Origin of the sequence: Agromyces sp. 3263, assembly GCF_031456545.1 — a bacterium.
Classification (GTDB): Bacteria; Actinomycetota; Actinomycetes; order Actinomycetales; family Microbacteriaceae; genus Agromyces.
In genome coordinates this window covers 2,145,299-2,163,932 of the sequence record NZ_JAVDUV010000001.1, presented here as the reverse complement: position 1 = coordinate 2,163,932, position 18,634 = coordinate 2,145,299, and the positions used below count along the sequence as shown (strand labels likewise).

Annotated in this window: 15 protein-coding genes; 9 read left to right on the top strand and 6 right to left on the bottom strand. The window is 72.7% G+C overall.

The genetic code is table 11. From position 1 onward, the window contains the following. Positions 1 to 26: 26 nt before the first annotated feature. Positions 27 to 1,019 (bottom strand): LLM class F420-dependent oxidoreductase, encoded by a 993-nt coding sequence (locus J2X63_RS10000; RefSeq protein WP_309976631.1) that lies wholly within the window; start codon positions 1,017 to 1,019, stop codon positions 27 to 29. 164 nt (positions 1,020 to 1,183) lie between these two features. Here J2X63_RS10000 and J2X63_RS09995 point away from each other — a divergent pair, with 164 nt between their 5' ends. Next, the gene (locus J2X63_RS09995; RefSeq protein WP_309976629.1) at positions 1,184 to 1,579 is read left to right on the top strand and encodes a hypothetical protein; all 396 of its coding nucleotides are present in this window, start codon (positions 1,184 to 1,186) and stop codon (positions 1,577 to 1,579) included. On the opposite strand, the gene J2X63_RS09990 is transcribed toward J2X63_RS09995, so the two are convergent. Further along, a complete protein-coding gene (locus J2X63_RS09990; protein WP_309976627.1) occupies positions 1,576 to 2,760 on the bottom strand; it encodes a hypothetical protein in 1,185 nt (394 codons plus the stop codon). The two genes, J2X63_RS09995 and J2X63_RS09990, sit on opposite strands and share 4 nt — an antisense overlap. 98 nt (positions 2,761 to 2,858) lie before the next feature. After that, positions 2,859 to 4,319 (bottom strand): FAD-binding oxidoreductase, encoded by a 1,461-nt coding sequence (locus tag J2X63_RS09985; protein WP_309976625.1) that lies wholly within the window; start codon positions 4,317 to 4,319, stop codon positions 2,859 to 2,861. Positions 4,320 to 4,543: 224 nt separating this feature from the next. Here J2X63_RS09985 and J2X63_RS09980 point away from each other — a divergent pair, with 224 nt between their 5' ends. Continuing rightward, positions 4,544 to 5,593 carry an LLM class flavin-dependent oxidoreductase gene (locus J2X63_RS09980; RefSeq protein ID WP_309976623.1) on the top strand — a complete coding sequence of 350 codons (1,050 nt, stop codon included), beginning with the start codon at positions 4,544 to 4,546 and terminating at the stop codon, positions 5,591 to 5,593. Positions 5,594 to 5,677: 84 nt separating this feature from the next. Here J2X63_RS09980 and J2X63_RS09975 read toward each other — a convergent pair whose 3' ends face one another. Further along, on the bottom strand, positions 5,678 to 6,094 hold the full coding sequence (locus tag J2X63_RS09975) for a transferase (RefSeq protein ID WP_309976619.1): 417 nt from the start codon (positions 6,092 to 6,094) through the stop codon (positions 5,678 to 5,680). 204 nt (positions 6,095 to 6,298) lie between these two features. On the opposite strand from J2X63_RS09975, the gene J2X63_RS09970 reads away from it, so the two are divergent. The 3 genes from J2X63_RS09970 to J2X63_RS09960 all read left to right on the top strand — a co-directional run bounded on the left by J2X63_RS09970 (position 6,299) and on the right by J2X63_RS09960 (position 10,306). Then, positions 6,299 to 7,603 carry a nucleotide disphospho-sugar-binding domain-containing protein gene (locus tag J2X63_RS09970; RefSeq protein WP_309976617.1) on the top strand — a complete coding sequence of 435 codons (1,305 nt, stop codon included), beginning with the start codon at positions 6,299 to 6,301 and terminating at the stop codon, positions 7,601 to 7,603. A 133-nt stretch (positions 7,604 to 7,736) separates the two neighbouring features. Next, positions 7,737 to 9,458, top strand: a complete 1,722-nt coding sequence (locus tag J2X63_RS09965; protein WP_309976615.1) for an energy-coupling factor transporter ATPase — start codon at positions 7,737 to 7,739, stop codon at positions 9,456 to 9,458. After that, positions 9,455 to 10,306, top strand: coding sequence for an energy-coupling factor transporter transmembrane component T (locus tag J2X63_RS09960; RefSeq protein ID WP_309976613.1), 852 nt, complete (start codon positions 9,455 to 9,457; stop codon positions 10,304 to 10,306). Before J2X63_RS09965 ends, J2X63_RS09960 begins: the two co-directional genes overlap by 4 nt. A gap of 247 nt (positions 10,307 to 10,553) precedes the next feature. Here J2X63_RS09960 and J2X63_RS09955 read toward each other — a convergent pair whose 3' ends face one another. Then, the gene (locus J2X63_RS09955) at positions 10,554 to 11,516 is read right to left on the bottom strand and encodes an FKBP-type peptidyl-prolyl cis-trans isomerase (RefSeq protein WP_309976611.1); all 963 of its coding nucleotides are present in this window, start codon (positions 11,514 to 11,516) and stop codon (positions 10,554 to 10,556) included. 108 nt (positions 11,517 to 11,624) lie between these two features. On the opposite strand from J2X63_RS09955, the gene J2X63_RS09950 reads away from it, so the two are divergent. Next, positions 11,625 to 12,512, top strand: coding sequence for a class I SAM-dependent methyltransferase (locus J2X63_RS09950; RefSeq protein ID WP_309976609.1), 888 nt, complete (start codon positions 11,625 to 11,627; stop codon positions 12,510 to 12,512). A gap of 1 nt (position 12,513) precedes the next feature. Here J2X63_RS09950 and J2X63_RS09945 read toward each other — a convergent pair whose 3' ends face one another. Continuing rightward, positions 12,514 to 13,371: a sulfurtransferase gene (locus J2X63_RS09945; protein ID WP_309976607.1), complete on the bottom strand. Its 858-nt coding sequence runs from the start codon at positions 13,369 to 13,371 to the stop codon at positions 12,514 to 12,516. Between the two features lie 161 nt (positions 13,372 to 13,532). On the opposite strand from J2X63_RS09945, the gene J2X63_RS09940 reads away from it, so the two are divergent. The 3 genes from J2X63_RS09940 to J2X63_RS09930 are packed head-to-tail and all read left to right on the top strand — an operon-like array spanning position 13,533 to position 18,618. Beyond that, entirely contained in the window at positions 13,533 to 16,571 is a 3,039-nt protein-coding gene (locus J2X63_RS09940; RefSeq protein ID WP_309976605.1) for a Na+/H+ antiporter subunit A, read from the top strand. Continuing rightward, a complete protein-coding gene (locus J2X63_RS09935) occupies positions 16,568 to 17,029 on the top strand; it encodes an NADH-quinone oxidoreductase subunit K (protein ID WP_309976603.1) in 462 nt (153 codons plus the stop codon). Before J2X63_RS09940 ends, J2X63_RS09935 begins: the two co-directional genes overlap by 4 nt. After that, positions 17,026 to 18,618, top strand: a complete 1,593-nt coding sequence (locus J2X63_RS09930; protein ID WP_309976601.1) for a Na+/H+ antiporter subunit D — start codon at positions 17,026 to 17,028, stop codon at positions 18,616 to 18,618. Before J2X63_RS09935 ends, J2X63_RS09930 begins: the two co-directional genes overlap by 4 nt. Positions 18,619 to 18,634 lie beyond the last annotated feature (16 nt).

Here is an 18,634-nt window from a genome sequence, read left to right as displayed (position 1 = left end):
GCCGTCGTGTCGAGGTCGTCCCCGCGCTACTGCAGCGCGGGGATGACCTCCGACGCCCACAGCTCGAGCCCCGAGCGGTCGTAGGCCGCCTCGGGGAAGTACGAGATGACGTACCCGAGCCCGAGCTCGCGACGCTCCTCGAGCTTCGCGATCACCTGCGCGGGCGTACCCACGGCCGCGTTCGGGCTGCGGAAGTCCGCGAGGTAGTCGGCGGTCTTCTGCGGGCCGAGGAACGGTGCGACCCGGGCCTCGATCGCGGCGAGGCGCCGCTCCACGTCCGCCTCGTCGACGCCGACGACGGTGTTGAAATTCGACGACCGCGTGATCGCGTCGAAATCCGTGCCGAGCCGTTCGCAGTGCCCGCGGAGCACCTCGCTCTTGTGGGTGAACTCCTCGGGGCTTCCGGCGAAGTTCGTGTACGACGCGTACTTCGCCGCGATCTTCAGCGTCACCTTCTCACCGGCGCCCGCGACCCAGATCGGGATGCCGCCCTCCTGCAGCGGCAGCGGCCGCACGATCGCGCCGTCGACCTGGTAGTGCTCGCCGTCGAGCGTCGCCGTGCCCGTGGTCCACGCCTGGTGCATGATGTCGACGCCCTCGCGGAGCCGTGCGAGGCGCTCGGGCACGGGCGGGAAGCCGTAGCCGTATGCGCGCCACTCGTGCTCGTACCAGCCGCCGCCGATGCCCATCTCGACGCGTCCGCCCGAGATGACGTCGACCGTCGCGGCCACCTTCGCGAGGTAGGCGGGGTTGCGGTAGCTCATGCAGGTGCACATCTGGCCGAGCCGCACGCGCGAAGTGGTGGCCGCGTAGGCGGACATCAGCGTCCACGCCTCGTGGGTCGCCTCGGTGTCGCTCGGCACGGGCACCGTGTGGAAGTGGTCGTACACCCAGATCGACTCCCAGGGGCCGGCATCGGCGAACTCCGCGAGGCCGCGCATGGCCTCCCAGTGCTCGGCCGGCTCGATGCCGACGAGATCGTGACGCCAACCCTGGGGAACGAACATTCCGAATCGCATGCGGACCAGCCTAGGGCGACGCGCCCTCCGAGGAAGGCGCTTGCCAACCGCTGGCGGGTGTGGTGAGCGGACCCGAGCGGATGCCGCGCGCCGCCGCCCGCGGCATCCGGATCTCAGCGTCAGCCCTGACGCCGACGAGCGCGGCGCGGCCTAACGTCGCTCCCATGACTGCGTCGAACCACTGCGATTTCTCTGCGGACGACTTCGAGGCCATCGCCATCGAGACCTCCGAGGGCCGCCTCATCCGGGTGACGGGGAGCGGCCTGTGCCCCTCGAGCGGCTGGGAGCTGCGCCTCGTGGCCGCCAACCCGGGCGTGGTGCCGCACCCCGAGAGCCTCTGGCTGGAGCTCCGGGAGGAGCCCTCGACCCGCGGGCCCCGCGTCGTCACCGACACGGACGTGGAGGTGATGGTCGAGGACTCGCACGCACAGGAGGTTCGGATCCGCTTCCGCTGGCGTGAGGGCTTCACCCTTCCCGTGGTGCCCGCGTCAGCACCTCCCCAGCAGTCCGGCGGCGGCGCGCGACGTCGAGCGGATGCCGCGGTCGCAGCCGCCCGCTAGGCCAGCGCGAACCGCAGTTCGGCCATCGCCGGACCCGACCACACGTTGCCGTCGAGGTCGTCGCTGCGCACGGTGACCACCTTGCCGCCCTTCGCGATGACGAGGAGCGCCAGCTGGGGGAGCAGGTCACCGGCGTGCGTGCCGTCGTGCAGCGCGTCGCCCTCGCCGTTGCCGGTGGCGAACTCGATGGCACCCGACTCCTGGTCGAGCGTGCCGTTGACCGAGGTGGTGAAGTCGAACCACAGCGTCTCGACGGCGCCGTCGGCGGCGAGGCGCCCGATCGCCGCGAGGTCGCGCTCGACTCGGCCCGCGCTGCCCTCGGCGAGCCCGTGCAGGGCCGTCTCGGCCTCGCTGATGTTCAGGGCGGCCAACTGGTGCCGCACGGCCTCGTCGATCTCGGCGGCGCCGAGTCGGTCGGGCGCGCCCGGCACCGGGACGACCCGGCGGTGGTTGCGTGCGCGTTCGATGAACTGGCTGAGGGTGGGCTCGGCGGCGAACACGAACAGCGGAACCCGATCGCCCGGGTCGTGCAGCTGGAGTTCCTGCTTGACGGCGTCGGCGACGCGCTTGGCGTAGATGTCGAGGGTCGACGCGCGGCGGTCGTCCTCGCTGGCGCCGCGGTCGCCGTGACCGCCCACTCGACGCGTGCCGGCATCGCCGGCCTCGCGGTTCGCCGCCTCGTCGGCATTCTTGGGCAGCGTCGGGTCGGTCGGCATCTGCGCGGCCCGGTCGGTGGGAGTGGCGTGCCAGAGCGCCCACTCGTTGGCCGACACGGCCACGGCGTACGCCTCCTGGTCCTGGCTCGGTGCGCGCAGCAGCTGCCCGAGCGTGAAGTGCGAGCCGACGTGCAGCGCGTCGTCGAGCTGGTTGGGCAGCACGAACACCTCGGTGAAGTCGGGCGCCACGAAGATGGCCAGCGACCTGGCGAGTCCGGCCCAGAGCTCCTGGTCCGCGATGATCCCGTCGCGGGCACGACGCAGCGCCTCGAGCTCGGCGGTCGACGCGCCCGACGCCTTCACCTGCTCGATGGCCTCGTCGAAGGCGCTCTTCACTGCGACCTCGGCGCGCTCCCGTTCGCTGACGACCGGTGACGTCGAGGCGTAGACGGTGATGGCCGGATGATGCGGTCCCGCCAGCGCGGCGAAATCGGCGGTCGTGGGCAGTTCGTAGTGGACCGTCATGCGTTCCTCCCCAGGTGTCGCGACAGCGACGTCGCTCGCACCCCAGCCTATGAAGGGCGGGGCACGAGCGACAGTCCCCGTGCAGACCCGGGACCGGATCAGCGATGCACGGGATGGTTGGAACGGATGAGCCGCGAGGGATCCACCGCGTCCTTCACGGCGCGCAGTCGCTGCACGCGGTCCCCGAAGAGCCGTTCAGCCGGGCGGGCGTGCTCAGCGAAGTTCGCGTAGTCGACCGGCGCCCGCCACGGCTCCATCCGGGAGAGGAGACGGCCGAGGGATGCGGCGAGCGCCTGCTCCGAGCCCGGCGCGGCGATCCCGACGGCGAAGAGGAGGTACTCGGCGTCGAAGCCCGCCACGGCGCCGGGGGCCGGGGTGCGCTGCTCGGCGGCCGATGCGGCTGCGGCCGCGGGCGCGAGGGCGCCGCCGACATGACGGATCTCGGCCGACAACAGGGCGGTGTCGGCTCCGGGCCCGACCGCCGCGAGGAACGCGCGCACCGACGCGGGCGGCAGGTCGGCGAGCAGCATGCCGTCGCCGCCGCCGGGCATCGGGCCGGGCGGGTCCATGTGCAGCTGGAGGAGCTCGGCGACGGGCTGCCGGTGCACCGTGTCGATCTCGGCCCCCAGTGCGCGGAGCGGGGCGAGCAGTTCCTCGGCGCGCTCGGGTGTCTCCTGGATGGCCGCCTCGACCACCACGAACGACCGGCCCGACAGGAACGGCGGCAGGTCGGGCATCGGCGGGAAGCGGAGCACCCGGCCCACGGAGGTGACGCTGCGCGGCACGGTCGTGGTCCACGCGGCCCAGGCCTGCAGCACCTCCTCGGCCCGCTCGAGTGGGAAGAAGAGGGTGCCGGCCACGACCTCGGCGATCGGGTAGAGGCGGAACTCGAGTGCGGTGACCACTCCGAAGTCGCCGCCACCGCCGCGCACCGCCCAGAACAGCTCGGGGTCATGCTCCGCGTCGACCCGCCGGAGCATGCCGTCGGCGGTGACGAGTTCGACGGCGAGCACCGAGTTCGCGGCGAGGCCGTGCGATCGGCCGAGCCAGCTCAGCCCGCCGCCGAGCGTGTAGCCCACCACGCCGACGTCGTGCGACGATCCGGCGAGCGCGGCCAGCCCGTGCGGCGTCGCCGCCGCGACCACGTCGCTCCAGAGCGCGCCGGGCTCGACGCGCGCGACGCGCAGGTCGGGGTCGACCAGCACGCCGCGCAGCTCCGAGGTGCGCAGCAGCAGCGCATCGGCGAGGCCGTCGCCTGCGGTGAGCGGTCCGGCGTTGTGGCCGGTCGCCTGCGGGGCCACGGCGAGCCCGAGCCGTGCCGCCGCGCGCACGGTCTCGGCGAGGTCGTCGACGGAACGCGCCACCACGACGGCGAGCGGCCGCTGGTCGACGGCGAGGTTCCAGGCGCGGCGGGCGTCGTCCCAGTCGGGGTCGCCGGGCAGGTACACGCGCCCGGCGATCCGGTCGTCCAGGAGGGCGAGGCCCTCCTGCAGCGAGAAGGTGGTGATCTCGTCGTGGTCGGCGCGGGTCACAGTTGCGGCGGGCACAGGGGTGTTCACGGATGCTTCCTTTCGAGGTGGCGCGGTCGCGGGCCCTGCTCCTCGCTCGGGAGGGCGGCCCCTCCAGAGGGCGGGCGGCCGCGGGGGATCCCGGCGGCTCGCACGAACGCACGCTCCATTCCAGGGCGAGCGGATGTCGCGCACGTCAGGGGTCGCCCTCCGAGCACCTCAGGGTTCTCCCGGAACACGGAATAGCGCGCCCCCGCCCTCCGTTGGCACCAGCGATGACTGACACGCTCCGACTCTCCGTGCTCGACCTCGTTCCGGTGCGCAGCGGCCAGACGAGCGCGGGCGCCGTCGCGGCATCCGTGCGCCTGGCGCAGCTCGCCGACCGCACCGGCTACACCCGATACTGGTTCGCCGAGCACCACAACATGCCGGCCGTCGCCTCGACGACGCCCCCGGTGCTGATCGCGGCGACCGCGGCGCGCACCGAGCGCATTCGCGTGGGGTCTGGCGGCGTCATGCTGCCGAACCACGCACCGCTCGTCGTGGCCGAGCAGTTCGCCGCGCTCGAGGCGCTCGCGCCCGGGCGCATCGATCTCGGCATCGGCCGCGCGCCGGGCAGCGACCCCGTGATCACGCAGCTGCTGCGCATCTCGGGGCCGACCGCCGACGTCGACCGGTTCCCCGATCACATCGCCGACATCCTGAGCCTGCTCTCCCCCGACGGCGCGTCGCTGCGCCTGACGAGCGGGCGCGAGTACGCGATCACCGCGACGCCCGCGGCCGCCGACGTGCCGACGTTGTGGCTGCTCGGCTCGAGCGACTACTCGGCGAAGCTCGCCGCGTCACTCGGCCTGCCCTACGTGTTCGCGAACCACTTCTCGGGCGAGGGGCTCGAGCGTGCGCTGGAGCTCTACCGCACCGAGTACCAGCCGAGCGAGGCCCATCCCTCGCCCGAGACGTTCCTGACCGTGAACGCCTCCGTCGCGCCCACCGTCGAGGAGGCGCGGGCTCGCGCCCTGCCGCAGCTGCGGTCGATGGCGCGCCTGCGCACCAACCGTCCGATGCGTCCGCTCGAGACGATCGAGGAGGCGGCTGCGGCCCCCGCGGACTCCATCGGCGACGAGCTCATCGCCGCGATGGAGCGGCGGTGGATCATCGCGGATGCCGCTGGCGCCGCCTCCGAGCTGCGGCGCCTCGCCGCGCGGCACGGCATCGACGAGGTCATGGTCGCCCCGATCGCGGGCTCGCACGAGTCCGAGCCGACGGATGCCGCACCCGGCCGCGAGCAGACGCTCGAGCTGCTGGCGGGCGAACTGCTCGGCTGACGCCGCGCGGACATGAGTATGCCCCGGGCGCTCGCCCGGGGCATCCGTCTATCTGCTGCGGTTCCGCGTGCCGTACCGACGCCGTCAGGCCGCGAGGCCGAGCCGGCGCAGGTCGTCGCCCGTCGCCCGGAACTCGTCGCCCTCGGCGACCGTCATCTCACGGGGGACCCGTGCGCCGTTCTGCACGCGCGCGTCGTCGCCGACGCTGGCGTACGGACCGATGACGGCGTTGCGGCCGACCACGGCGCGACGGCCCACGTGCACGTTGACGCCCACCACGGCGCGCTCCGCCACGATGGCGTCGCGGTCGATCCAGGCGCCGTGCCCGATCTGGGCTCCGCGCTGCACCTCGGCACCGGGGTCGACGTAGGCGGTCGGGTCGACGAATGCCGTCGCGTCCACCTTCGCGGTCGTGGCCACGAGGCCCCGCCCGTTCGCGTGCTTGCGGTAGCGACGCAGGACTCCGGCTTCGTCTTCGAACTCGACGTAACTGATGCCCACGTTCTCCTCCTTCCGACGTGGTGGCTCCACGTCCGGACATTGATACAACCTCTGGGCTGATCGGGGCATTCCCGAGCCTGCGCTCCAAAACCTACCGTCTGCTGCGAATCCGCTCGGTGCCAGCCCTGAACTTCGCCCGGGACAGCACCGAACGGCGCCCGAATCGCTTGCCGCGGCATCCGGACGCTCGTAGCTTCGCTGCACATGTCCACCTACCTGCTGTGCGCGAGCCCCATCCAGGGTCACGTCGCGCCCCTGCTCGCCATCGCCCGCGACCTCGTCTCGCGCGGTCACGACGTCACCATGCTCACCGGCTCCCGGTTCCACGACGCGGTCGTCGCGACCGGCGCAGCCCACCGCGCCCTGGGCGGCATCGCCGACCTCGACGACCGCCGCATGGCCGAGCACCTGCCCGACCGGGACCGCCACCGCGGCATCGGCAAGCTCCAGTACGACGTGCAGACCATCTTCGTGAAGACGGTGCCCGACCAGTTCCGGGGGGTCGAGGCCGCCCTGACGGAGGTCGCTCCCGACGCGATCCTCGTCGACGCCGCGTTCGCGGGCATCCTGCCGCTGCTCCTCGACGACCCGGCGACCCGCCCGCCCGTGCTGGCCGTCGGGGTGGTGCCGCTCAGCCAGTCGAGCCCGGATGTCGCGCCCTACGGGCTCGGGCTCGCGCCGATGCCCGGGCGTGTCGGGCGGCTCCGCAACCGCGTGCTGAACGTGCTCGTGCAGCGCGTGCTGTTCCGGGCCACGCAGCGGCTCGCGAACGAGACCATGCGCTCGCTCGGCCGGCCCGACCTCGACGCGTTCGTGCTCGACTTCTCGCGCCGGTTCGACCGGTTCCTGCAGCTCTCGCCCGCGGAGTTCGAGTATCCGCGCAGCGACCTGTCGCCGAACCTGCGCTTCGTCGGCACGGTGCTGCCGCCGGCGCCCGTGGCAGGCGCCCTTCCCGCGTGGTGGGACGAGCTCGACGGCGATCGACCGGTCGTGCACGTGACCCAGGGCACCATCGACAACGCCGACTTCGGCCGCCTCGTGCGCCCCACGCTCGACGCGCTCGACGGCGGCGACGTGCTCGTCGTCGTCGCCACCGGCGGGCGGCCGGTCGAGGAGGTCGGCCCGCTGCCGTCGAACGCGCGCGCCGCCGAGTTCCTGCCCTACGACCTGCTCATGCCGAAGGTCGACGTGTTCGTGACGAACGCCGGGTTCGGCGGCACCCAGTACGCCCTGAGCCACGGCGTGCCGATCGTCGCCGCCGGCGACACCGAGGACAAGCCCGAGGTCTCGACGCGCGTCGAGTGGGCCGGCGTCGGCGTGAACCTGAAGACCGGGACGCCGCCCGCCGCCGACGTCCGGGGGGCAGTGGAGCGCGTGCTCGGCGACCCCGGATACCGCGAGCGGGCGCGGACACTCGCCCGCCGCATCCGGGACATGGACACGTTCGGGATGATCTCCGCGGAACTCGAGGCGGCGTCGGCGAGGACTGCGGGCTCGCGGGTCGGCTGACGTCCCACGGGTCGGTGCGCTCGCCGGCCGCCGATCGACCGCCGGTGCGGCAAGTTAGGCTGTCCTAAGCCGGCATCGTCGGCGATGTCTCCGCTCCGCCGGCCCCCGCCGGCTCCGAACCGGGAGCCGCCCCATGACCGCCCCGCTGCTCGAGCTCGATGCCGTGCGCATCCGGCACGAGGGCACCGCCCGCGCGACGCCCGACGGCGTGTCACTCGACATCCGGGCCGGCGAGGTCGTGCTCGTGCTCGGGCCGTCGGGATGCGGCAAGTCGACGCTCGCCCTCGCGCTCGACGGGCTCGTGCCGCACGCCGTGGCGGCCGAGCTCGAGGGGTCGGTGCGGGTCGCCGGCGCCGACACGCGGGAGCGCACCGTGGCGGAGCTCAGCGAGCACGTCGCCATGGTCTTCCAGGATCCCGACGCCCAGGTGGTGACGGGCACGCTCCTCGACGAGGTCGCATTCGGCCCCGAGAACCGGCTGGTTCCCGCGGCCGAGGTGCTCGAGCGTGCCGAGCGCGCCCTGAAGCTCGTCGGGCTGTGGGACCGCAGGCGCGACAACCCCGACGTGCTGTCGGGCGGCGGCCGACAGCGACTCGCGATCGCGTGCGCCCTCGCCCTCGCCTCGCCGGTGCTCGTGCTCGACGAGCCGACCGCGAACCTCGACCCGGCTGGCATCGACGAGGTGTACGCGGTGCTTCGCGAGCTGGCCGACGACCGCGACCACGCCATCGTGCTCATCGAGCACAACCTCGACGCGGCCGTCGACCTCGTCGACCGCGTGGTCGTGCTCGACGCGGCGGGCCGCCTCGTCATCGACGGACCCGTGCGCGACGTGCTGCGGGGCCGGGCGGGCGAGCTGCTCGAACTCGGCGTGTGGCTGCCCGTGTCGACCCTCGCGGCGATGCGCCTGCGGTCGGCGGGAGTGGCGATCGATCCGCTTCCGCTCACGCCGTCCGAGCTCGCCGGCGCGCTCGAGGCGATCGACGTCTTGCCCGCACCCGTCAGGACGCCCGCGACCGCGCTCGCACCCTCTGCCGCACCCGCCATCACGGTGCGCGACGTGTCGGTGCGTCGGGGCGGCCGCCGCGGCCCGGTCGTGGTGCAGGGGGTCGACCTCGACGTGGCATCCGGCGACTTCCTCGCCATCGTCGGCACGAACGGCGCCGGCAAGACCACCCTGTTGCAGGCGATCGCGGGCGTGGCGCCCCGCGCGGGCGGGCTCGTCGACGTGCTCGGCATGGACCCGCAGCGGGCCGACGCGCGCGACCGCGCACAGCGCATCGGCTTCGTGTTCCAGAATCCCGAGCACCAGTTCGTGGCCGACACCGTCGCCGGCGAGCTCGACACCGGCCTCCGGTTCCAGGGCGTTCCCGAGGCGGAACGACACGATGAGGTCGAGCGGATGCTGCGGCGCTTCGATCTCGTCGAGCACGCCGGCCGGCATCCGTTCCTCCTGTCGGGCGGGCAGAAGCGGCGACTCTCGGTCGGCACGGCCCTCGTCGCCGGAGCCCCGGTGCTCGCCCTCGACGAGCCCACGTTCGGCCAGGACCGGGCCCGCGCGACCGAGCTCCTCGACCTGCTCCGCACGCTGAACGGCGAGGGCACGACGGTGCTCGTCGTCACGCACGACCTGCAGCTCGTGGCCGACTACGCGACCCGGGTCGCCGTGATGCGGGACGGCCGTGTGGTCGGCTCCGGCACGACCGACGAGGTGCTCGCAGGTCCGCTCATCGAAGAGGCCGGGCTGCGGCATCCGCCCCTCGCACGTGCGATGCGGAGCCTCGTACGGCATCCCGAGTGGCAGACGGTGACGCGGATGTCGCAGCTCCCCCGCTCGGATCGGGTCGCCCGATGAGCGTCCCGACCGCGCCGGTCACCGCCGCGCGCGACCCGTACGCGGCGGCGCGGCCGGCGCCGCCCGCGCGATTCCTGCACGGACTCAACCCGATCGCCAAGATCGCCGCGCCCCTGCCGGCGATCGTCGCGTTGCTCTTCACGCGCGGCCTCGCGATTCCCCTCACCTTCGCCGTGCTCGGGCTGCTGCTGCTCCTCGTCGGTGCGCGGCTGTCGGGCAGGGTGGTGGCCGCGCTCCTCATCGCGACGCCGGTGGGCGTGGCGCTGCTCGGGCTGAGCCTCGGCCTGTGGGTGGACCCGGCCCGCGTCGAGGCGGCCGGCCCCGCGGCATCCGTCGTGCTGATCGAGGTCGGCGACTGGACCTTCACGCTCGGCGCCTACGTGATCGGCGTGGCGACGGCCCTGCGGATCGCCGCGATCCTCATGCTCACGCTCATCGCGGGCCTCACCACGACCGGGCCCGAGCTCGTGCGGGCGCTCGTGCAGAACCTGCGGATGCCCTACCGGGTCGGGTACACCGCGCTCGCGGCCCTGCGGTTCGTGCCGCGGTTCGGCCACGAGCTCGAGGTCATCCGCGCTGCGCACCGGGTGCGCGGCGCCGGTCAGGGACGCGGTCCGATCGCCGCGCTTCGGCGGGCGACCGGGTACGCGATCCCACTGCTCGCAAGCGCCATCCGGCATGCCGAGCGCGTGGCGCTGGCGATGGATGCGCGCGCGTTCGGGGCGCATCCGACCCGCACCGAGCGAACGGTCAGCCGGTGGCGGGCAGGGGACACGGTGTTCGTCGTGGCGTTCCAGCTCGCGTCGGCGACGATCTTCGCGGTCGCGCTGGCGACGGGGAGCCGCTGAGCAGGACGGCGTCCATGCGCCGAGCGGCGCTCCGCGGCATCCGTGTCGCCGAAATGGAGGAAGAATCGGGCCGCCGGACGGCGTGTCGGCACGCGCGAGCCGGCGTGTCGGCTGGCCCTTCCTCCATTTCGGCGCAGAGCCCGGGCGGCGAAGCCCGGCGAGCGCAGGCGGCGAGGCCCGGCGAGCACCGCGAGGGAACGCGAAAGGGCCCGGGCGATCACTCGCCCGGGCCCCCACGTCGTGTCGGCTACTTCGCGTCGGTCGCCGGCGCGGTGTCCTGGATCTCGACGAGGAAGACCAGCGTCTGGCCGGCCAGCTCGCCGCCCGAGGAGTCCGTGCCGTACGCGTACTGCGGCGGGATGGTGACGATCAGCTTGGTGCCGACCTTCTGCCCGACCAGTGCGGCGCCGAAGCCCTGGATGACCTGGTCGGTGGAGAACTGGGCGGGGTCGCCGCCGTAGCTCTGGTCGAAGACCTGCTTGGTGTCCCAGCTGGTGCCCTGATAGTGCAGGGTCACGTTGTCGCCCGACTGCACGACGTCGCCGTCACCCTCCTCGAGCACCTTCAGCTGGTACTCGGCGGGCGGCGCGGTGTCGGGCAGCGTCACGGTGGGCGCCTCGCCCTCGGCGCCGAACTTGACGTCGGGCACGTTCTCGGTCCACTCGGCGGGCTTCAGCGGCTCCTGCACGTCGACGACGATGACCAGGGTCTCGCCGGGCGCGACGCCGATGGTCTCGTTGCCCTGGTCGCCGTAGAGCGTCGAGGCGGGGGCGATGGTCACGGTGCGCGACCCGGTCGGCACGCAGTCGATGCCCGCGAGGAACGCCTCGAATACGGTGTCGTCGCCGGCGGTGATCGTGGCGGGCTGCGAGAAGACCTGCTCGCCCGAGGTGCCCGAGTAGGCGCTCACGATGGCGTTGACGTCGTCGCCCGCCTTCGTGGTCTCGCCATCGCCCTCGATGACGACGGTGCGCTCGAGCTCGTCGGCCTCGAGCGGCGTGGTGAAGGTGGCGGTCGGCGAGGTGCCGAAGTCACCCTCGACCGTCACGCCGTCGCTGAGGTCGCCCGACGACAGGTCCATGCATTCGGCCGCCTCTGCGGTCGGCGTCTTGGAGGCTTCGGGGCTGGTGCTGCCTGCACAGCCCGCGAGGAGCAGGGCGGCGGCGGAGACCAGCGCGACGGGCGCGGCGCGGCGCAGGGCACGGTTCATGTGAAGATGCTCGTTTCGATTTGGGAACACGAAGGTCCAAGTCTGCCCGTTCCACATCTCGATTGCCTGAATCTGCGATTTCCACCAGATCAGGGCGACAATGGGCAGATGGGGGACACGACGACCGTACCCGATTTCGCTGAGGAGTCCGTCGACGCGGCGGCCTCGTCGGCGGAACTCGATGGGGTGCTCTGGGATCCGATCTCGACCGCGGCCGTCTCACGGTCGCATCCACGCTTCGACGAACGCGTCCTCGACGCGTGCTGCGGCGACGGGGCGTCGGCCCTGCCCACCGCGGAGCTCGTCGGGATCGGCGGCCTCGTCGACGCCGTCGATGACGACGCGTCGCGCGTCGCGCTGGCTCGCGAACGAGCGGGCGAGCGGATGCCGCAGCTGCGGTTGCACGTCGACGACGTCACCGCGTGGGAGCCGACGGGCTACGACCTCGTGCAGTGCGTGCTGGGCCTCGAGCGGTTCGCCGAGCTCGACGCGGCCACGCGGCACCTGATCGAGCGGGCACGTCCCGGCGGGCGGGTGGCGATCACCGCGTGGGCGAAGGGCGCGCTCGAGCCGCTGCCGGAGCTGGTCGCGGCTGCGCTGTCCGAGGAGCATGGCGCCGAGGCGGGCGATCGCGGCGACGGCGAAACGGACGACCACACCGGCGACCCCGGCGACCCCGGCGATCACGACCCCGGCGATGACGAGCCCGGCGACCACGCCACCGCGATCCCCGATACCGCGGGCACCCTCGCGCACTGGCTCACCGAGCTCGGGCTCGTCGGGGTGCGCGCCGACGCGGTGCAGCGCCACGTCGACCTCACGCCCGACCTCGCGTGGAGGCTGGTGCAGGGCACGGGCATGCGCGCCATGCTCTCCGGCCTCGACGAGGAGGCGCGGGCAGACGTGCGCGAGCGATTCCTCGCGGCGATCGCCGAGGACGACGTGCAGCGCGTCGACCTGGCGACGTTGATCGCGGTGGGTCACCGCCCCGAGTGACTCAGCCGGGTTCGGCGCCGGTCGCGACGGGCCGCTCGTCCTGGTTCGACCACTGGCTCCACGAGCCGGCGTAGAGCGCCGCGTCGACGCCCGCCAGCGCGAGCGCCGCGACCTCGTGTGCGGCGGTCACGCCCGAGCCGCAGTACGCCGCGGCAGGGGTGCCGGTCACGATCCCGACCTCGGCGAAGCGCGCGCGCAGCACCGCGGGCGGCAGGAACCGCCCGTCGGCGTCGAGGTTGCCGGCGGTCGGAAGTGACCGTGCGCCGGGGACGTGGCCGGCGCGCGGATCGATCGGCTCGACCTCGCCGCGGTAGCGCTCGGCAGCCCGGGCGTCGAGCAGCACGCCGTGCGCGGGCAACTCCGCGGCGCCGTCGGCGTCGATCACCGGCATCGCACCGAAGTGCGCGGTGGCGTCGCCGGGTTCCGGCGCGACGTCCCCCGTGGCGAGCCCACGCCCCGCCGCGACCCAGGCGGCGAGGCCGCCGTCGATCATCCGCACGTCGGCGAAGCCCGCGTGCCGCAGCAGCCACCAGGCGCGAGCGGCCGACTGGTTGCCGAGGTCGTCCATGACCACGGCGGTGTCGCCCTCGTGGAGGCCCCAGCGCCGCATCGCCGCGGTGAACGCGCCCTCCGACGGCAGCGGATGCCGCCCCTCCCCGATCGCGTCGTGGTCGGCGAGCTCGTGGTCGAGGTCGACGTAGACGGCGCCGGGCACGTGCCCGGCGCGGAACGCCGGGCGCCCGTCGGGCACCGCGAGGCTCCACCGCACGTCGAGCACCACCGTGTGCGAGTCCGCGCGCCCCGCGCGCTCCTCCTCGAGACGTCGGGCGAGCTCGTCGGCGGAGATGAGAATTGGCATGCCTCCATCCTGCCCGGGTCACGACCACGGTCCCGCTCTGTCCCGCTCGCGGCATCCGTCAACCCTCTCGATTCCGCTCTCGGCATACGACTCGCCCCGGGCGCCGCGGAACCCGCTCGGTAGACTTGCAGGACGGAACGGTGCGAGCGCGAGGAGTGTGGATGATCGCCTGCCTCGCTGCGTTCGCCGCCGTCGCGTTGCTGACGCCGCTCGCCGCGAGGTTGCTCGGGCGCCGGGTCTTCGCGGTCATCGCGCTGCTGCCGGCCGCCGTGTTCGTGCTGCTGCTCACCTGGCTCCCTGGCGTGCTCGCGGGGGACCCGGTGGTCGAGTTCGTGCCCTGGGTGCCGCAGCTCGACCTGGCCCTGTCGTTCCGACTCGACGCGCTCGCGCTGCTGCTCGCGCTCATCGTCACCGGCGTCGGCGCCCTGGTGCTCCTCTACTGCACGCACTACTTCGCCGACGACGAGCCCGCGCTCGGGCGGTTCGCCTCGCTGCTGCTCGCCTTCGCGGGCGTGATGCTCGGCCTCGTCACCGCCGACGACGTGTTCCTCCTCTTCATCTTCTGGGAGGCGACGAGCGTGCTCTCGTACCTCCTGATCGGGCACTACACCGGCCGCAAGGAGAGCCGCGGTGCGGCGCTGCAGGCGCTCACCGTGACCACGTTCGGCGGCCTCGCCATGCTCGTGGGGCTCGTCGTGCTCGTGGCCGCCGCAGGGACGAGCTCGCTGTCCGAGCTCGTCGCGCATCCCGTCACGGGCACGGCCGGGGAATGGGCGATCGCGCTCGTGCTCGTCGGTGCGATCTCGAAGAGCGCGCTGGTGCCCTTCCACTTCTGGCTGCCCGCCGCGATGGCCGCACCCACCCCCGTGTCGGCCTATCTCCACGCCGCCGCCATGGTCAAGGCGGGCGTCTACCTCGTCGCGCGGCTGGCCCCCGGCTACGCCGACCTCGAGGTGTGGCATCCGATCGTCATCGTGCTCGGCGTGCTCACGATGCTGGTGGGCGGATGGCGCGCCCTGCGTCAGTACGACCTGAAGCTGCTGCTCGCCTACGGCACCGTCAGCCAGCTCGGCTTCCTCGTGCTCGTGACCGGGTTCGGCACCCGCGACGCCGCGCTCGCGGGGGTTGCGCTGCTGCTCGCGCACGCGCTGTTCAAGGCCTCGCTCTTCCTCGTGGTGGGCATCGTCGACCACTCGGCCGGCACCCGCGACTGGCGCAGGCTCTCAGCGCTCGGACGACGGATGCCGGTGATCGCGACCATCGCCATCGTCGCCGCCGCCTCCATGGCGGGCCTCCCGCCACTGCTCGGCTTCGTCGCGAAGGAGGCCGTGTTCACGGCGTTCCTCGAGGCCGTCGCCGCCTCGGAGCCGTGGGCGTGGATCGCCCTCGTGGGCGCGTTCCTCGGCTCGGTGCTCACCGTGGCCTACTCGGTGCGGTTCGTGTGGGGCGCGTTCTTCACCCGCGAGGGCCTCGACCCCACGCCGCTGCACGCACCGAGCCGGGCGATCGGCATCGCGCCGGGCATCCTCTCGGCCGCGAGTATCGTGTTCGCGTTCGCGATCGGGTTCATCGAACCGCTGCTCACCGCCTACGCCGACGAGCTGCCGGGCTCCGAGGCCTACCACCTCGCACTCTGGCACGGCCTCGAGCCGGCGCTGTACCTCTCGCTGGTGGTCTTCGCGCTCGGCGGCCTGCTCGTGTGGGAGCGCCGTCGGATCGCACGCCTGCAGGCGGCGGTCTCCCCCGTGGTCGACTCGGCCCGGGGATACCTCGGCATCGTGTCGGTCGTCGACCGGGTCGCGGCATCCGTCACGACGGCCATCCAGCACCGCGGGCTGCCCGGCTACCTCGCGATCATCATCACGGTGTTCATCGGCGGCCTCGGCGCCGCGTCGATCATGAACACGACGTGGCCCGACGAGCTGCGGCCCTGGGACTACCCGTCGCAGCCGTTTCTCGCCTTCGTGATGGCGATCGCCGCCGTCGCCGCGGCCACCGTGCGCCAGCGCATGACCGCCGTGCTGCTCGTCAGCGTCACGGGCTACGGGCTCGTGCTGCTGTTCGGCATGGCCGGCGCACCCGACCTCGCGCTCACGCAGGCCCTGGTCGAGACCATCGTCGTCGTGGTCTTCGTGCTCGTGCTGCGCCGGCTGCCGAAGCAGATCGCCCAGCGCAACCCGCCCGTGCACAAGCTGGCGCGCGGCATCATCGGCGCGCTCGCGGGCATCGTGATGGGCATCGTCGGACTCATCGCGCTCGGCGCGCGTATCCAGCCCACGATCGCCGGCGGCCTGCCGGCCCTCGCCCTCGAGGCGCACGGCAAGAACATCGTGAACGTCATGCTCGTCGACCTGCGCGCCTGGGACACGCTCGGCGAGATCTCGGTGCTCGTCGCGGTGGCGACCGGCGTCGCGAGCCTCATCTTCGTGTCGGGCCGCACCGGTGGGGCGCCGCGACTCGACGACCTCGACGACGACGTGGCGCCGGTGAACCGCCGCGAGCGCCTGCAGCCCGTCCCCGAGCCCGCCTCGAGCATCCGCGCGCCACGCACGAGCCTCGCCGACACCGATGGCGAGACGGATGCCGCAGCCGACGCGGCCTCGACCCGGCAGACGTGGCTCCTCGCCGGGCGCACCCTCTCGCCGCGCAACCGCTCGATCCTCATCGAGGTGCTCGTGCGCCTGCTCTTCCACCCGGCGATCATCGTGTCGGTCTACCTCCTCTTCGTCGGCCACAACGCGCCGGGCGGCGGCTTCGCCGGCGGCCTGCTCGCCGGGCTCGCGCTCGTCGCGCGCTACCTCGCCGGCGGGCGGTACGAGCTCGGCGAGGCGGCCCCGGTCGACGCCGGCCGGCTGCTCGGCACGGGCCTGCTGCTCGCGGCCGGCACCGCGACGGCGTCGCTGTTCTTCGGCGGCATCCCGCTCGAGTCGGCGTGGTTCGAGGCGGAGGTGCCGGTGCTCGGCACCCTCTCGATCGGCACCTCCACGCTCTTCGACATCGGCGTCTACCTCGTCGTCGTCGGGCTCGTGCTCGACATCCTTCGCTCGCTCGGCGGCGAGGTCGACCGGCAGGAGGAGCTCGCGGGCGACGAGGGCGAGGAGGGCGGCGACCTGGACTCGGGCGGCCGCGATGCGGCATCCGGCATCGACGCCGTCGAGCAGGGCGAGGGTCCCGAGCTCGCCGAGGAGCTGGCCCGATGACCGCATCGCTCACGCTCGTCGTGCTCATGGCCGTGCTGTTCGGCGCCGGCATCTCGATCATGCTCGAGCGCAGCCTCACACGGGTGCTCATCGGCTTCCTGCTCGTCGGCAATGCCGTGAACATCCTCATCTTCCTGATGAGCGGCGCCCCCGGCCTCGCGCCGATCCTCGGCGAGGGGGTCGATCCCGACGAGATCTCCGACCCGCTGCCGCAGGCGTTCGTGCTCACGGCCATCGTCATCAACCTCGGCATCACCGCGTTCATGCTCGCCCTCATCTACCGGTCGTGGTGGCTCGCCCGACTCGGGGAGAAGGGCGATCTCGTCGACGACGTCTCGGAGGACATCGAGGACGCCGAGCAGGCCGCCGACCTCATCAGGTCGTCGGCCGCCGACGACCGCGCGATCCAGGACATCATCGACGCCAGCGACGAGGAGCCCGAGGAGGTGCCCCGATGACCGCGACCGGCGTGCTCGTGCCGCTCGTCGTGCTGATGCCGCTGCTCGGCGCCGCGACCGCGCTCATCCTCGGACGCCACCGGCGCGCGCAGATGGCCGTGAGCGCCACGGTGCTCGCGAGCGTCGCCGTGATCGCCGCGGTGCTGCTCGTGGCCGTCGACGCGGGCGAGCCCACGGTCGTGGCGATCGGCGGCTGGGAGCCGCCGTTCGGCATCGTGCTCGTCGTCGACCGGCTCTCGGCGATCATGCTGCTCATCTCGGCGGTCGTGCTGCTCGTGGTGCTCGTGTACGCCGTCGGACAGGGGGTCGCCGACCGGCATCGCGAGACGCCGGTGTCGATCTTCCACCCGAGCTACCTGATCCTGTCGGCGGGCGTGTTCGACGCGTTCGTGGCCGGCGACCTGTTCAACCTCTACGTGGCGTTCGAGATCCTCCTGTCGGCCAGCTACGTGCTGCTCACCCTCGGCGGCACGGGCGAGCGCATCCGCGCGGGCGTCACGTACATCATCGTGAGCCTCGTCTCGTCGCTGTTCTTCCTCAGCGCGATCGCCCTGATCTACGGCGCGACCGGCACGGCGAACATGGCCCAGCTCTCGGTGCGCATCGCGGAGCTGCCCGAGAACGTGCAGCTCATCCTGCACCTGCTGCTGCTCATCGCGTTCGGCATCAAGGCGGCCATCTTCCCGCTGTCGTTCTGGCTGCCCGACTCGTACCCGACCGCTCCGGCTCCGGTCACCGCCGTGTTCGCCGGCCTGCTCACCAAGGTGGGGGTGTACGCGATCATCCGCACCGAGACGGTCATCTTCGCCGACAACGACCTGACGGTGCTGCTGCTGGTGGTCGGGGGGCTCACCATGCTCATCGGCATCCTCGGCGCGCTCACCCAGGCCGACGTGAAGCGCCTGCTCTCGTTCACCCTCGTGAGCCACATCGGCTACATGATCTTCGGCATCGGCGTGGGCACCCAGCTCGGCTACTCGTCGACCATCTACTACGTGGTGCACCACATCACCGTGCAGACGACCCTGTTCCTCACGACGGGGCTCATCGAGCGGTTCGGCGGCGCGACATCCATCAACCGGCTCGCGGGGTTGCTCAAGGCGTCGCCGTACCTCGCCATCCTGTTCTTCATCCCGGCACTGAACCTCGGCGGCATCCCGCCGTTCTCGGGCTTCCTCGGCAAGATCGGCCTGTTCCTGGCGGGCGCCGACGATGCGAATGCGACGGATGCCGCCGGCCCGGCCTGGCTCGTCTGGGCGGTGATCGCCGCCGGCGCGATCACCTCGCTCATCACCCTCTACGCCCTGACGCGCTTCTGGAACATGGCGTTCTGGCGCGGACGCGACGAGCTCGAGGGCTACGAATCGGTGCTGCTCGGCTCGGTGCAGGAGGCGCCCGAGGGGGCGACCGTGACGGCGACCCGCACGACGCCCGTGCTCATGGTCGCGGCGACGACCACGCTCGTCGTGGTCACGCTGCTGCTCACCGTGTTCGCCGGACCCATCTTCGAGTTCACCGATCGTGCGGCGGCGAACCTCATCGACCCCGACGTGTACGTGTCGCTCGTGTTCCCGGGGGGCATCCGATGAGCCCGCGGCACGAGAC

What these genes read in the sequence shown, in the direction of transcription:
- J2X63_RS10000 (WP_309976631.1), bottom strand. Translation starts at nt 1,019, where the DNA reads ATGCGATTCGGAATGTTCGTTCCCCAGGGTTGGCGTCACGATCTCGTC.
- J2X63_RS09995 (WP_309976629.1), top strand. Translation starts at nt 1,184, where the DNA reads ATGACTGCGTCGAACCACTGCGATTTCTCTGCGGACGACTTCGAGGCC.
- J2X63_RS09990 (WP_309976627.1), bottom strand. Translation starts at nt 2,760, where the DNA reads ATGACGGTCCACTACGAACTGCCCACGACCGCCGATTTCGCCGCGCTG.
- J2X63_RS09980 (WP_309976623.1), top strand. Translation starts at nt 4,544, where the DNA reads ATGACTGACACGCTCCGACTCTCCGTGCTCGACCTCGTTCCGGTGCGC.
- J2X63_RS09970 (WP_309976617.1), top strand. Translation starts at nt 6,299, where the DNA reads ATGTCCACCTACCTGCTGTGCGCGAGCCCCATCCAGGGTCACGTCGCG.
- J2X63_RS09965 (WP_309976615.1), top strand. Translation starts at nt 7,737, where the DNA reads ATGACCGCCCCGCTGCTCGAGCTCGATGCCGTGCGCATCCGGCACGAG.
- J2X63_RS09960 (WP_309976613.1), top strand. Translation starts at nt 9,455, where the DNA reads ATGAGCGTCCCGACCGCGCCGGTCACCGCCGCGCGCGACCCGTACGCG.
- J2X63_RS09955 (WP_309976611.1), bottom strand. Translation starts at nt 11,516, where the DNA reads ATGAACCGTGCCCTGCGCCGCGCCGCGCCCGTCGCGCTGGTCTCCGCC.
- J2X63_RS09950 (WP_309976609.1), top strand. Translation starts at nt 11,625, where the DNA reads ATGGGGGACACGACGACCGTACCCGATTTCGCTGAGGAGTCCGTCGAC.
- J2X63_RS09945 (WP_309976607.1), bottom strand. Translation starts at nt 13,371, where the DNA reads ATGCCAATTCTCATCTCCGCCGACGAGCTCGCCCGACGTCTCGAGGAG.
- J2X63_RS09940 (WP_309976605.1), top strand. Translation starts at nt 13,533, where the DNA reads ATGATCGCCTGCCTCGCTGCGTTCGCCGCCGTCGCGTTGCTGACGCCG.
- J2X63_RS09935 (WP_309976603.1), top strand. Translation starts at nt 16,568, where the DNA reads ATGACCGCATCGCTCACGCTCGTCGTGCTCATGGCCGTGCTGTTCGGC.
- J2X63_RS09930 (WP_309976601.1), top strand. Translation starts at nt 17,026, where the DNA reads ATGACCGCGACCGGCGTGCTCGTGCCGCTCGTCGTGCTGATGCCGCTG.